Genomic DNA, 12922 nt, shown 5'->3' with positions numbered 1-12922 from the left:
ATATCATCAGTGACTTCTTCGACTGGCTTGGCAATGGTACGAAGACGGGGATCAGGATAACTTAAAATAGGTAATAAGGCCATACTGCGTCCTCAATTATGCCATTGATCAAAAAACCAAATGAAGGGAATGCTTGATCAAAAAAATGTGTGTAATATCGTTATTATAACGCAACTACATACATAATTTTAGGAATTATGATAATGAAAAAGGTTTTTATGGGCATGCCATCTTTTAGTGCCTTGGGGTTTAAGCAACACATACTAGCTCTTGCCATTTGTGTAAGCGTTGGCGCAAGCATTATTTCTACAGCACATGCAGCACCTGCTCGAAATACCAATCCACCTGCTCTAAAAGCCAATGCACCGAATGTTTATGTGGTGAAAAAAGGCGATACCTTGTGGGATATTTCTAAACGTTTTCTCAATAATCCTGTCCGCTGGCCTGAAATTTGGGCAAGTAATAAACATGTTAAAAACCCGCACTGGATTTTCCCAGGTGACCGCTTGCTGATGTGTACCTATGAAGGTCGCCCAATCATTGGCAAAGACGAAGGCGATGGCTGTGAAGGGATTATTCGTCGTTATGCAGGTGGCACCAAACTTCAACCACAAGCTCGCGTTGAATCATTAAACAATGCAATTCCAGTGATTCCACTTGAATATATTAAGAACTGGCTAGAACACAGTACTATTCTGCCTGAAGAATCATTAAAAGATACACCATATATTGTCGGTGCTGCAGATCAACGAGTCATTGCAGGTAAAGGCCAAACTGTTTATGCACGTGGTCAAGGCATTCAAGTCGGTCAGCGCTACGCGATTTACCGTGAAGGCGAACCGTATATTGTGACGGATGCAGAAGGTAAAAAACAAAATCTAGGTTTAGAGTTGACTCAGGTTGGTTCAGCCATTGCCATCCGTGGTGAAAATGACATGTCAACTTTAGAAATTACAGACTCATATAATTCTGAAGTCCGTCGTGGTTATCGTGTCCTACCTGAATATGATGCCATGCTTCCAACCTTGTTCTACCCAACACATGCACAAGATGTGACTGGTGGCGGTCAAGTGATTCGGGTTCAAGGTTCGATTGGTTTGGCAGCGAAGCATTCAGTTGTAACCATTGACCGTGGCACAATGGATGGCGTTCAATCAGGCTATGTGTTCGCGGTCAGCCAAAAGGGTCAAGAAATCCGTGATCCGAAGACCAATGAAAAACTTACGCTTCCAACTGAGCGTATTGGCAACATCATGGTATTCAAAACCTTTGACCGCGTTAGTTATGCTTATGTACTCGACAGTGAGTTACCAATGAACTTGGGCGCTCATATTTATCCATCGGTTGTGGATGAATAATCCGTTGCTTTAAGGTACATATATGCTGAACTCATTATCACATGAACAGATTGCAACAATCACCCTGTGGTATTTAGTTCAGCATTCTTTATCGAGCTTTCAAAAATTACAACTTCATTTTGGCTCAAGCAGTGAAGCCGTTGCTCCAGCTCATCTCAATACTTGGTCCAAACTCGGTTTGCACAAAAGCCACCTGCAACGTGTAGCAGAGCTACAAACACCTGCTGGACAAAACAGATTGCAAAGTGTACTGCATAACATTCAAACCAGTTGTGATTTTATCTTGCTAGAAACCGAAAGCAATTACCCCTCTCAACTACTCCCTTATGTAGATCGGCCGCCAGTCTTGTTTGGTCAGGGTAATCTACAAAACTTAATGCAAGCTCAAGTTGCTATCGTCGGTAGTCGTAAGCCGAGCCCCCAAGGTAAGCAAATCGCGTATGACTTTGCTTATTACTTGGCAGAAAAAGGCTTTTACATTACCAGTGGCTTAGCTGAGGGCATTGATGCTGCGGCGCATCAGGGTGGATTAAAACATCAACGTACAATTGCGGTGATAGGTACAGGCTTAGATCTCACTTACCCCTCCCAACATCAAACGCTCCGCACACAAATATTGGAAAATAATGGCTGCATTATTACAGAGTTTCTGCCCGGCACCCCACCTTTACAGCGTAATTTTCCACGGCGGAATCGTATCGTCAGTGCACTGAGTCTAGGGGTTGTCATTGCAGAAGCAGCCTTAAAAAGTGGCTCTCTAGGAACCGCACAAAGAGCCGCAGAGCAAGGGAAAACCATTTTTGCCATTCCGGGGCATATTTACAGTGAACACCATCAAGGCTGCCATCAATTGATTCGTGAAGGAGCCATTTTGGTTGATCATCCTGAACAGGTCATTGAAGATTTAGCGCTCCCTACCCAGTGGCATAGCCAATCTCAAGCAAATGGACTGCATGAAAATGCAGATCTTGAAATTCCCCCCGATTTACTTGAGCTCTATAATCAACTGGATTGGGTTGGACAGAATATGGATCAGCTTAATTTTAAACTTGGGGTGGATATTGCCACACTCACCAGTCAATTGATGGAACTGGAAATTTTGGGACTTGCACAACAACAGGCTGGAAATTATCTGCGTTGCCGTTCTCACCAATAAAGTTCACAATATTCCCTCTTTCCCCAATAAAAGGTACCACGTGTAATGATTACCACCTCTGTGACTGAAGCGGCGCAATGTTTAAAACATGGTCAAGTTTTAGCATATCCAACAGAAGCAGTATGGGGTTTAGGCTGTGATCCTTATAACGAACAGGCATTTTTGGACATTCTACGTATTAAACAGCGTCCTATAGAAAAAGGCGTCATTCTACTGGCCGGGCAAATTTCTCAAGTTGAACCGCTTTTAGAACATCTAGATCCTACTATTCGCCAGCAAGTTATTGATAGCTGGAGTCATCGTAGTCCATCTGAACGTGCAACCACATGGCTCTTGCCTGCAAATGAACATATTCCGACATGGATTAAAGGCAATCATCCTAAAGTTGCGGTTCGCGTCACCACACATCCCATTTGCGTTGCCCTGTGCAATGCTTTTCAGGGCTTTATTGTTTCCACCAGCGCCAATCCTGCTGGACTCGATCCTGCACGCTCATTACAAGATGCAAGCCAATATTTTGCCCAACAGGTAAGTTATCTAAATGGTGACTTAGGGCTAAGCCAAGAACCAAGTCGCATACTTGATGCAGAAACCGGTGAAGTGGTTCGTGCCTAAAAATAGGCTTCTGGTCAGAACTTATAGGAAAAATAGACAAAAAAAAGCTCAGCCATATAGGGATGGCTGAGCATAAAAAAGGATGTGTAATCACATCCAGAGGGTCTGAAAACCGTTGAGCAAAAGCAAATGCACTGTTTAAAAGCATCATCGTTTCGCAGTGCGCGTATTATGTAGCAAAATGTAACTTCTAACAAATAGATTTTTTGTATTAATCATGCGTCTAAAAGCATGATTAATCTGAATAATTGAAAGATAATTAAAATTATCTGTCTATTTTTAATGATTTTTTAGGCATATTAAAGAACATTGTTAATCTAAAAATACTATTACAAACAAAAAAATAAATGAATTATTCTATTCAAAATACATCTGTTTGTACATTTTTCAACCTTTTAATCTAAATGACCCGTCAAAGTAGAAACCTTTTGTGCCGTTTTTCGCTGTGCGAGTAAAATACCCAAGATGATCACAATACCACCAACAGTATGATAGACCGTCCACGCCTCTTTTAACCAGAAAAATGCAATTACTGCAGTAAAAACAGGCATCAAGTTCATAAAAATGCTGGTTCGGTTTGGCCCTAAACGCGTAATTGCAAGCATCCAAACCATCGGTGCCACCAATGAAGGAAAGATGCTGGCATATAAGACACTCGCTGCATTTTGACTATTGATTGAATCCAGTCCGAAATATGCAATAAATGGTAAATGATAAAGCAGCGCAAAAAAGATTTGGACATAAAGGCTCAACATGAGTGGAATCTGTAATTGCCATTTCTTTAAAAACACGCCATAAAAGGCATAGAAAAAGACAGCAACCACCATCAAGACATCACTAAAGTGTCCGCCAGACTGAACTAAGCCCGCCAGATTGCCCTGCCCAATGATATAGACCAAACCAGCAAAAGAGAGAATACTGCCAATAATCGCAAAGCGATTTGGAATATCTTTTAAAATCAACAATGAAACAAAAATGGTAAAGATCGGAATAAAGGCATTAATCAGCCCCATATTAGTCGCAGTGGTATAATGGGCAGCCGTATAAGCTAAGCCCTGATACAACACTAGACCAAATGCGCTCAATACCGCGAGTTGCCAAATATGTCCTCGGATCAATACCCATTTACGACATAAAGGAATGAGTGCAAAAGGAGTTAAAAGGATAAAAGCAAAGAACCAACGATAAAAGCTAATACTCACAGGTGAAATAAAATCTGCCACATAACGCGTGACCACAATATTGATTGACCAAATCAGTACAGCAATGATGGGTAAACTCAAAGCCCAATACATTCGTTGTTGTGTAGTACTCATGCCTAATCCAGTTCAACTTTTGTATGCAAAATTTAGATGAATGTTAAAGCATTTTTTCAGTTTATTCGAATATCATTTGGGTATTCAACATAATTGATACATTTATTTTTAAATTTAAAATCAATAAAAAACAAAGTATTAAAAACAACCATAAGTGCAAAACAGATTACAGTCATCACTTTCTACGTGCCAACTCTACAAAAACACCATAGAACGCATTCGGCCATCTCTGCATTTTATTTATAGCGTATGAGAAACGCATTCTGAATAGATTTGTCATTGCACTGCGACTTTGGCAGATACCAAGCATATTTCCCGATAGAAGGATGTTCTTATGAAAAAGTTACTTTTAACCACAGTCTGTTTGGCCACGCTATCTTTGGCCGCATGTGAAAAGAAAGGAACTGAACCGGCCGTTGAACAAACAACGTCTGCATCTGAAACAACCTCCACCGAGGCAACCACCGTCGTTGCTAATCATAGCAATAATAACATTGCTGATATTCAAGCCGATTTATTGGCCGTAGAAACCTTATCAAATGCAAAAGCACAGGAAGCCACAGCATTCCAAAAAGAAGTTGCCGCAGTTGTCGAAAAGAAAGATTCGACACAAGTTAAAGCAGTGCTTGAAAAAACAGAAGCCTATGTCAAACAATTTAATGATGAGCTTGACGCTTTAACTTTAAAAAGTACTGAGGTGGATGCCTTACGTAAAAAAATGCAGGATGCCAATAACCTTGGCATTGAGCTGACTAAAGAGAGTATTGAAACAAAGCCAGATAGCGCAAAAATTACCGAGCTTCAAAACAAAGCCATGGAACTACAGAAAACCATCATGGCTGATGTCACGGCTTTAGAAGCCAAAGTCAAAGCAGCTCACGCTCCTTAACCTTAAAGCAAAACATTAAAGCAAGCTTCGGCTTGCTTTTTGTTGTGATGAGACATCAAATTGACGTGACTTTGGCGAACGCTTACAACACAATAAAATAGACTTTATATAAGGACACTCAAATGAGCACTTCGATTTATAACATTCCAGTCAAAACCATTCAGGGTGAAAACATCAACCTAAACCAGTACCAAGGTAAAGTGCTACTGGTGGTGAATGTTGCATCTAAATGTGGACTGACACCACAATACGAAGGTTTAGAAAAACTCTACCAAGACAAAAAATCTCAAGGTCTAGAAATTTTAGGCTTCCCTGCTAATGATTTCTTAGCACAAGAGCCTGGTTCAGATACTGAAATTCAAGAATTTTGCTCACTCAATTACCAAGTTGATTTTCCACTCTTCTCAAAAATCTCAGTTGCAGGCGATGACAAACATCCGCTATACCAAACTCTGACCCAAGCCATTCCTGAACGTATTGGAGAAGGTCCATGGTGGAAAGACTTAGTTGACTACGGTTTAACACCAAATGAACCACCTGAGGTACTGTGGAACTTTGAAAAATTCTTAATCAATAAGAATGGAGAAGTGGTTGCGCGCTTCGCACCCGATATTACAGCCAATGATCCTCGTATCGTCGATGCAATCAATGCTGAACTATTAAAGTAAAAACAGCTCCTATGCTCAGAAAGTGAGATTCTTACTTTCTGACCTACTTTTCATTCGTCTCCTTTATTCCTCCACAGTTTTAAACTTTATACAACATAAAATCCAAATTAACTCGAACACTTACTGTTGTAATAGCAACATCAGAACAAGACAGATATGAATTGAAAGGTCGATTATGAAACATTTGGTGCAAGCAGTTATTCTCTCATTATCCACAGCATTAGTCGCTGCACCTGTTTTTGCAGCACAAGCAGAACAGCAACCTGCTAAAACTCAAGCAGCAACTCAACAGCACGTACATAAAGCAGCTGACGCCAGTAAGCCAGTAGCTGTAAAAAAGCAATCTAAGACACCAACACCAGCTGTACAAAAGAAAAAAGAAACACCTAAAAAGGCAACAAGCAAGAAAGTTACACCTCAGAACCACACACAACCGCAACACAAAACTGGCGAAAAAAAACCAGTTAAAGCTGCGTAATATTGCATTATTGCCTCTGTAACTTACGCCATCAACGCATACAATATTTAAAAAGGTCAATTATGAATCGTTTAATTAAAGCTGTAATTTTTTCATTCTCAACTACATTAGTTGCTGCTCCTGCATTTGCAGCTCCACAAGATCAACGTAACAATGCAGAGCATGTAACACAAAATCACAATGATGCGCCAAATCACAATGATGCACATAAAGATGCATCCAACCATCATGCTGATGAGCATAAACCTGCTCCACAAGCTGCGCAGCAACCAGGTCAACAAAAACCAAACCACGATAAAGCGCCAAGACCATCAGCATCTTGGAAGCCAGGCAATCCCGTACCAACTCAATACCGTGGTCAAGGCTACAAAGTCGACCATAAAAAGTTTAAAAAATTGAGCAAACCAGGTAAAAACCAACAATGGATTAAAGTGAATGGCGACTATGTACTGACAGACATTCGTACACATGCCATTATCAAAATTATTGCAGGTTAAGTTATCTGCTGATATCGAATCAGAAGAAAGAGTGCCACGGCACTCTTTTTTTTAGCTTCTCAAATAGTTTTGTTATGACTTTGAAACACTCTATTTTATCTGCACATTTTGCCTCTATATTAAAAATAGATAGCCGCAATATTGATTTGATGATGAAAAAATTTTTACAAAACTTAATTCTCCCTTTTGCTCTGTTTAGTTCGGGCATTTTGCTGATTGGCTGTGAACAAGCAGCCGAACCAAACCAGCAAAATATTCAAACTGAAAACGCTGATCAGAGCTCAACAGCACATGTGCAAAACACTGAAAAACCTGAACTCAAAACAGGGAGCATGCTGTATATCGTCCGTGATGTAGCAGATCTGCAATTAAAAGCAGGAGAATATGTCACCCAGCTTCAAGAAACCCAAAACGATCTACAAACCGCAATTGATCAGCACGATCAACAACAATTGCAACAGGCAGCCTCTGCCTTACAAAAACAATTGACTGGGTTTAATGCTGCTTTGAACAGCCTTAACCTCAAAACTCAAGAAATTAACGATATTCGTAATACTTTACTCTCCGCGAACCAACAAGTTTTGGCTTCACCATTTTTAAATGGACAAGTGGATTTCAGCCAATTGGATTTTAAAAAAATTCAACAACAAATGGGCACAATCCAATCCGAAATGCTGAAACTGGCTTCTATGATGATTCCTCAACAAGCTGACAACGATGCGGCAGCTGAAAAGCAGTCTTAAATTATTTTAAGTCTTGCGACTTTAACAATAAGGAGAGAAAATTATTCAAAGGCTTTCTCGCACAGCGAGTATTTAAATCACATATGCAACTGATTATTTTTATGGGCATCCAAGCTTCAGGAAAATCGAGCTATTATCTGCTAAATTTGGCCCATAGCCATTTACGCATCAACCTCGACATGCTGAAAACAAGGCATCGTGAAAAGATCATGTTTGAAGCAGGACTGGTCTCAAAAACCAAAATGGTGATTGATAATACCAACCCAACCATCGCTGACCGAGCCCGCTATATTCAAAGGGCAAAGGACGCAGGCTTCGAGATCATTGGCTATTGTTTCGAAACTGAACTCAGTAGTGCTCTACAACGTAATCGCTTACGCGAAGGCAAAGCTTGCATTCCCGATATCGGTGTTCGTGCCACTTATAAAAAATTTGAGCAGCCACAACATGCTGAGGGCTTTAATGCTTTATATAAAGTTAATATTCTAGGTCATGGGGAGTTTTCCATTTCTCCCATACATACTTAATAGTTTGATGAAAAAATATTAACTATTTCTCATTTTTGAGCTAACATCTACAAATAATAAACACAGAAAAACATTTCTATAATGAAAAAAGTCATTCTTGTGGTGGTCTGTTTAGCAATCATGGTATTTGGCGTGATGCATTTTGTAATGCCTGAAAAAACGACACCACATTTGACCCATTTTTTCTCTAAAGAGTACAAAGAAACCCAACGCACTCAAGATTGGTTGAAATACAAACAGCAACAACAATTACTTTTGGTCGATGTGCTAATCCCTGTCAGCCCCAAACAGCAAGGCGCCTATGCTGAGTATATCAAACAGAAAATTGAGCTTAATCAGCAAAATATTCAGCGTATCAAGTTAAATCATTATCAAAGTAAAGGCTTTAAAGAACTACAGCAATTAGAAATACATGCGCTAGAGCAATGGAATGACCTGTTCCAGACACATATTGTCGATGCCTTTGTCGATCAACAATATTTCTCTGAAATTCCCGCAGAAGAATATCAACAGATCAACACAGAAGCGCGTTACGCCTTACAGCAGCAGGAAATTTTGGTCTTAGAACATTTACAGCAACTGCTACAACAGAATAATCCTTATGTCTCGGACATAGACCATGCTCTACTCAGTGACTGGGTTTATTACCAACAGATGCAACATGAAATTCACCCCGTGATATCTGAATGGCTAAAAACCGAAACAGATACACCACACCGAAGCCGTCAAGATGCGATGCAAGACTTAAGGCTTTATAAGCGGTTCAACCCAAATACCGATGAATATAAATACATCATGTCACTTGAAACACAGCTTTGGCATGCTGAACATCCATCCTCTAACTTAGTCGCAGAACAGCCAAATGCTATCTCTGAACTAGAAATAGATCAGGACATCATCATTCCTCAAGAGAAGCCTCAGATCGACCAAATCAAACAACTCATCCAGCAACAGCAGGATGCTGTAAGCCAGATGCTACTCCATCAGCTCAGTCAGGCCTTTCTTAAGAAGAATTAAGCCCACCCACCATAATAGAAAATAAATTCAGCTTACTGCTAAACTTGAGTGCTTTTCATCCAGTTTCTAAAGGCCAATTGCATCGCTTGTCGTTCATAAGGCTTGGCTAAACGAGATTCTATGCTAGAAAAATCACCTTTATAGGCGGCTTCTATGATGCACTTGGCCAATTCCTGAATACTGACTCGGCCACGATGTTCATATTGCAAAATTTCTTCTTGCGTCAAAACCAAGTCCCAACAAGACACAACCGAACTCATATCAATGGCAATACTCAGATAATAGCGCTCAAAGTCTTGGTAAAGCTCCCAAAAATGAGCTTCATAGGCAATCAGGTTCATGGTCTTATTCACTTAACAATACTGTATCAACTTATACTTTTTATTGAATGAAATATATGCAACTTTAGCTACATATTCACTTGAGCACTATCCGTTGGCCTCAATCTAGATGGCTTTACTGCGCGAAGACTTCCCATTTACTCTATACATAGTTCAAATTGGATCATTTCTCCCACTTTTAAAAATACTTTCTCTGATGCAATTTGCCCGCACTCAATACAAACGAAATCTTGCCAAGCATCATCTCGAATATCCAGAATACGCCTCGATTTATCTATCCAAGGATTCCAGATAATTGCACTTTTTGCAGTACTACGAATAAAAATCTGGTGCTGCGTGTCTTGTTCTAAAACAAACTGCCCCCTTGTTAGAGGATAAATGCGATCTAATTCTGATTTAAACTCAATCTGTTGCTCAAATTGATTCTGAACTTTATTGTTATTCAATTGATCAATATAAGTTGTATTGTCTAATCCCGAAATTTTAGCAATTTCTGTTTTGGTAGGGAAATAGCTATGCCATGCAAAGCTAAATTCTATATCCACTGTATCTAAATTACTCAGTTGCATCATGAGTTGCAATTTTTCACCACAATAAATATGCATACTCAACTTAAATGCAACATCCCAATATCTGCGCGTTACATTTGAATCCCTCAATTCAAAAATAATTTCATGCCCTGCTTCACTCTCAATAACATTGACAAGTTTCCAGTTCAGGTTCCGTGCAAAGCCGTGTGCAGGGAAATCGGCATGTTGTGAGTGGGCACTAAACCACGGAAAACATAAAGGAATCCCTCCTCGAATGGCTGTCCCTGCCTGATAAGAATTTAGTTCAGAGAGCCAAAGCAAAGGCTGTTGTTTCACTTTGGAATAAAATTCGAGTACTTGTGCTCCTTGGTAACTCATCACAGCATCGCAATATGCATTTGATACTTTTAAAACATCCAACTCACTCTCGGCAAGTTGATCAATGCTAATACCAGAAACATTGAACATAAATTTTCACACTTTTCGAATTAACGCCATTTATACTAAATTTTTTCGACATAAAAAAACCACCCTTTCGGGTGGCTTTTTTAATCTCAAACCGTCTCTTACTGAGCACGGTTCTTGATTTTGCGGATGGTTTCCAACTGAGCAGCAGTTTCTGCAAGAGCAGCCAAAGCGGCAGCAGAGTCCAAGTCGCTCTTTTGATTTGCAAGCAATTGTTCAGCGTGTTTACGCGCTTCAATAATTGCTGCTTCATCTAAGTTTTCTGCACGGACTGCAGTATCTGCAAGAACCGTCACAACATGCGGTTGAACTTCGAGTACACCACCAGATACATAGATTAACTCTTCTGTACCATTTTCAAGTAGAACGCGGATTGCGCCCGGCTTGAGTAAAGTTACTAGTGGTGCGTGACCAGGCATAATACCCAACTCACCACCAGCACCTTTAGCAATTAGCATCGTTACAGTGCCAGAGTACAAAGACTCTTGAACACTTACAACATCACACTGCATAGTCGCCATGAGAATCTCCTAAATTAGGTAACTAATTAAAGTTTCTCAGCTTTAGCAATCACTTCGTCAATACCACCAACCATGTAGAACGCTTGTTCTGGGATGTGATCGTATTCACCAGCTAAAAGACCTTTAAAGCCACGAATCGTTTCTTTAAGCGGTACAAGTTTACCAGGAGCACCCGTAAACACTTCAGCTACGTGGAACGGTTGAGAGAAGAAACGTTGGATTTTACGCGCACGGTAAACAGTCAACTTATCTTCTTCTGCAAGTTCGTCCATACCAAGAATCGCGATGATGTCTTTCAATTCTTTATAACGTTGAAGAACGTTTTGAACTGAACGAGCGATCTCGTAATGCTCAGCACCCACAACTAGTGGATCTAACTGACGTGAAGTTGAATCCAGTGGATCGATCGCTGGGTAAATACCAGAAGATGCGATGTCACGGCTCAATACAACAGTTGCGTCTAAGTGAGCAAATGTCGTTGCAGGCGATGGATCTGTTAAGTCATCGGCAGGTACGTATACCGCTTGGATTGACGTAATCGAACCAGACTTAGTCGATGTAATACGTTCTTGAAGAACACCCATCTCTTCTGCAAGTGTTGGTTGATAACCTACTGCAGATGGCATACGACCTAGAAGTGCTGATACTTCAGTACCTGCTAGTGTATAACGGTAGATGTTGTCTACGAACAATAGTACGTCACGGCCTTTGCCGTTTTCGTCTTTCTCGTCACGGAAGTACTCAGCCATCGTCAAACCAGTCAACGCTACGCGTAAACGGTTACCTGGTGGCTCGTTCATCTGACCGTAAACCATTGCTACTTTGTCAAGAACGTTTGAGTCTTTCATCTCGTGATAGAAGTCGTTACCTTCACGAGTACGCTCACCAACACCAGCGAACACAGATAAACCTGAGTGCGCTTTCGCGATGTTGTTGATCAACTCCATCATGTTTACAGTTTTACCAACACCGGCACCACCGAACAGACCAACTTTACCACCTTTAGCAAACGGGCATAGTAAGTCGATGACTTTAATACCAGTTTCTAAAAGGTCAGTAGAAGCTGCTTGTTCAGCATAAGAAGGTGCTTGACGGTGAATCGGCAAACGCGCTTCAGTCGCAACTGGACCAGCTTCGTCGATTGGGCGACCAAGAACATCCATGATACGACCCAAAGTCGCTGTACCTACTGGTACAGAGATTGGTGCGTTAGTATTCGTTACGTTCAAACCACGCTTAAGGCCTTCAGTAGAACCCATTGCAATAGTACGAACTACGCCATCACCAAGTTGTTGCTGAACTTCTAATGTAGTTTCAGTGCCATCAACGTGGAGAGCGTCATAGATCTTAGGAACGCTGTTACGTTCAAACTCGACGTCGATAACCGCGCCGATGATCTGAATGATACGACCGCTACTCATTGCTGTCTCCTCAATTCAAAATAATGTTAAACGGCAGCGGCACCACCAACGATCTCAGAAATTTCCTGAGTAATCGCGGCTTGACGCAGCTTGTTATAAATAAGTTGTAGGCTCTTGATCAAATCACCTGCGTTGTCGGTTGCAGCTTTCATTGCAACCATACGAGCTGACTGCTCACACGCGATGTTTTCGATCACGCCTTGATATACCACAGACTCGATATAACGAACCAATAAGCCATTTAAAAGCTCTTCAGCTTCAGGCTCATAGATATAATCCCAACCGTATTGACGGTTAAGGGTCTTGTTTTCTTCAGCAGTTGCTAAAGGAACAAGTTGTTCGATTTTTTGATTTTGAGTCATGGCATTGACAAAGCCGTT

Annotated in this window: 16 protein-coding genes and 1 pseudogene; 10 read left to right on the top strand and 7 right to left on the bottom strand. The window is 40.7% G+C overall.

The genetic code is table 11. The features are described 5' to 3' along the window. A pseudogene (locus B4F08_RS02230) lies at window positions 1–83 on the bottom strand (peptide deformylase); the annotation flags it as partial. A gap of 120 nt (window positions 84–203) precedes the next feature. Between B4F08_RS02230 and B4F08_RS02225 the strand changes: the two are divergent. The 3 genes from B4F08_RS02225 to B4F08_RS02215 are packed head-to-tail and all read left to right on the top strand — an operon-like array spanning window position 204 to window position 3129. Continuing rightward, on the top strand, window positions 204–1358 hold the full coding sequence (locus B4F08_RS02225) for a LysM peptidoglycan-binding domain-containing protein (RefSeq protein ID WP_291372861.1): 1155 nt from the start codon (window positions 204–206) through the stop codon (window positions 1356–1358). A 22-nt stretch (window positions 1359–1380) separates the two neighbouring features. Further along, a complete protein-coding gene (gene dprA, locus B4F08_RS02220) occupies window positions 1381–2514 on the top strand; it encodes a DNA-processing protein DprA (RefSeq protein WP_291372859.1) in 1134 nt (377 codons plus the stop codon). 45 nt (window positions 2515–2559) lie between these two features. Then, the gene (locus B4F08_RS02215) at window positions 2560–3129 is read left to right on the top strand and encodes an L-threonylcarbamoyladenylate synthase (protein ID WP_086210797.1); all 570 of its coding nucleotides are present in this window, start codon (window positions 2560–2562) and stop codon (window positions 3127–3129) included. Between the two features lie 395 nt (window positions 3130–3524). Here B4F08_RS02215 and B4F08_RS02210 read toward each other — a convergent pair whose 3' ends face one another. Beyond that, window positions 3525–4445, bottom strand: coding sequence for a DMT family transporter (locus B4F08_RS02210; RefSeq protein ID WP_291372856.1), 921 nt, complete (start codon window positions 4443–4445; stop codon window positions 3525–3527). Between the two features lie 334 nt (window positions 4446–4779). Here B4F08_RS02210 and B4F08_RS02205 point away from each other — a divergent pair, with 334 nt between their 5' ends. The 7 genes from B4F08_RS02205 (at window position 4780) to B4F08_RS02175 (ending at window position 9264) form a co-directional block, all read left to right on the top strand. Continuing rightward, complete coding sequence (locus B4F08_RS02205; RefSeq protein WP_291372855.1) at window positions 4780–5334, top strand: hypothetical protein; 555 nt, start codon at window positions 4780–4782, stop codon at window positions 5332–5334. Between the two features lie 122 nt (window positions 5335–5456). Then, on the top strand, window positions 5457–6002 hold the full coding sequence (locus tag B4F08_RS02200; RefSeq protein ID WP_086210800.1) for a glutathione peroxidase: 546 nt from the start codon (window positions 5457–5459) through the stop codon (window positions 6000–6002). A gap of 175 nt (window positions 6003–6177) precedes the next feature. Then, window positions 6178–6480, top strand: a complete 303-nt coding sequence (locus B4F08_RS02195; protein ID WP_086210801.1) for a hypothetical protein — start codon at window positions 6178–6180, stop codon at window positions 6478–6480. Between the two features lie 62 nt (window positions 6481–6542). Next, window positions 6543–6977, top strand: coding sequence for an RcnB family protein (locus B4F08_RS02190; RefSeq protein WP_291372853.1), 435 nt, complete (start codon window positions 6543–6545; stop codon window positions 6975–6977). A 152-nt stretch (window positions 6978–7129) separates the two neighbouring features. Beyond that, window positions 7130–7720, top strand: a complete 591-nt coding sequence (locus B4F08_RS02185; protein WP_291372863.1) for a hypothetical protein — start codon at window positions 7130–7132, stop codon at window positions 7718–7720. Window positions 7721–7803: 83 nt separating this feature from the next. Continuing rightward, a complete protein-coding gene (locus tag B4F08_RS02180; RefSeq protein WP_291372851.1) occupies window positions 7804–8247 on the top strand; it encodes an AAA family ATPase in 444 nt (147 codons plus the stop codon). 81 nt (window positions 8248–8328) lie between these two features. Then, on the top strand, window positions 8329–9264 hold the full coding sequence (locus B4F08_RS02175; RefSeq protein WP_151707256.1) for a hypothetical protein: 936 nt from the start codon (window positions 8329–8331) through the stop codon (window positions 9262–9264). A gap of 38 nt (window positions 9265–9302) precedes the next feature. Here the strand turns inward: B4F08_RS02175 and B4F08_RS02170 are convergent, their stop codons facing one another. From B4F08_RS02170 to B4F08_RS02150, 5 genes are all read right to left on the bottom strand, one after another. Continuing rightward, complete coding sequence (locus B4F08_RS02170) at window positions 9303–9605, bottom strand: hypothetical protein (protein WP_086210806.1); 303 nt, start codon at window positions 9603–9605, stop codon at window positions 9303–9305. A gap of 137 nt (window positions 9606–9742) precedes the next feature. Further along, the gene (locus B4F08_RS02165) at window positions 9743–10603 is read right to left on the bottom strand and encodes a D-hexose-6-phosphate mutarotase (protein WP_291372847.1); all 861 of its coding nucleotides are present in this window, start codon (window positions 10601–10603) and stop codon (window positions 9743–9745) included. A gap of 98 nt (window positions 10604–10701) precedes the next feature. Next, the gene (locus tag B4F08_RS02160) at window positions 10702–11121 is read right to left on the bottom strand and encodes a F0F1 ATP synthase subunit epsilon (protein WP_086210808.1); all 420 of its coding nucleotides are present in this window, start codon (window positions 11119–11121) and stop codon (window positions 10702–10704) included. 26 nt (window positions 11122–11147) lie between these two features. Then, window positions 11148–12542 (bottom strand): F0F1 ATP synthase subunit beta, encoded by a 1395-nt coding sequence (gene atpD / locus B4F08_RS02155; protein ID WP_004684425.1) that lies wholly within the window; start codon window positions 12540–12542, stop codon window positions 11148–11150. Between the two features lie 26 nt (window positions 12543–12568). Continuing rightward, the coding region (locus B4F08_RS02150) for a F0F1 ATP synthase subunit gamma (protein ID WP_291372844.1) at window positions 12569–12922 on the bottom strand (354 nt) is incomplete at its 5' end.

Source organism: Acinetobacter sp. UBA6720 (genome assembly GCF_002454215.1).
GTDB lineage: Bacteria > Pseudomonadota > Gammaproteobacteria > Pseudomonadales > Moraxellaceae > Acinetobacter.
The sequence above is the reverse complement of the archived record's forward strand: the minus strand, read 5'-3'. Positions and strand labels throughout refer to the sequence as shown.

What these genes read in the sequence shown, in the direction of transcription:
- B4F08_RS02185 (WP_291372863.1), top strand. Translation starts at nt 7,130, where the DNA reads ATGAAAAAATTTTTACAAAACTTAATTCTCCCTTTTGCTCTGTTTAGT.
- B4F08_RS02200 (WP_086210800.1), top strand. Translation starts at nt 5,457, where the DNA reads ATGAGCACTTCGATTTATAACATTCCAGTCAAAACCATTCAGGGTGAA.
- B4F08_RS02215 (WP_086210797.1), top strand. Translation starts at nt 2,560, where the DNA reads ATGATTACCACCTCTGTGACTGAAGCGGCGCAATGTTTAAAACATGGT.
- atpD (WP_004684425.1), bottom strand. Translation starts at nt 12,542, where the DNA reads ATGAGTAGCGGTCGTATCATTCAGATCATCGGCGCGGTTATCGACGTC.
- B4F08_RS02175 (WP_151707256.1), top strand. Translation starts at nt 8,329, where the DNA reads ATGAAAAAAGTCATTCTTGTGGTGGTCTGTTTAGCAATCATGGTATTT.
- B4F08_RS02205 (WP_291372855.1), top strand. Translation starts at nt 4,780, where the DNA reads ATGAAAAAGTTACTTTTAACCACAGTCTGTTTGGCCACGCTATCTTTG.
- B4F08_RS02160 (WP_086210808.1), bottom strand. Translation starts at nt 11,121, where the DNA reads ATGGCGACTATGCAGTGTGATGTTGTAAGTGTTCAAGAGTCTTTGTAC.
- B4F08_RS02210 (WP_291372856.1), bottom strand. Translation starts at nt 4,445, where the DNA reads ATGAGTACTACACAACAACGAATGTATTGGGCTTTGAGTTTACCCATC.
- B4F08_RS02195 (WP_086210801.1), top strand. Translation starts at nt 6,178, where the DNA reads ATGAAACATTTGGTGCAAGCAGTTATTCTCTCATTATCCACAGCATTA.
- B4F08_RS02180 (WP_291372851.1), top strand. Translation starts at nt 7,804, where the DNA reads ATGCAACTGATTATTTTTATGGGCATCCAAGCTTCAGGAAAATCGAGC.
- B4F08_RS02170 (WP_086210806.1), bottom strand. Translation starts at nt 9,605, where the DNA reads ATGAACCTGATTGCCTATGAAGCTCATTTTTGGGAGCTTTACCAAGAC.
- B4F08_RS02225 (WP_291372861.1), top strand. Translation starts at nt 204, where the DNA reads ATGAAAAAGGTTTTTATGGGCATGCCATCTTTTAGTGCCTTGGGGTTT.
- B4F08_RS02190 (WP_291372853.1), top strand. Translation starts at nt 6,543, where the DNA reads ATGAATCGTTTAATTAAAGCTGTAATTTTTTCATTCTCAACTACATTA.
- B4F08_RS02165 (WP_291372847.1), bottom strand. Translation starts at nt 10,603, where the DNA reads ATGTTCAATGTTTCTGGTATTAGCATTGATCAACTTGCCGAGAGTGAG.
- dprA (WP_291372859.1), top strand. Translation starts at nt 1,381, where the DNA reads ATGCTGAACTCATTATCACATGAACAGATTGCAACAATCACCCTGTGG.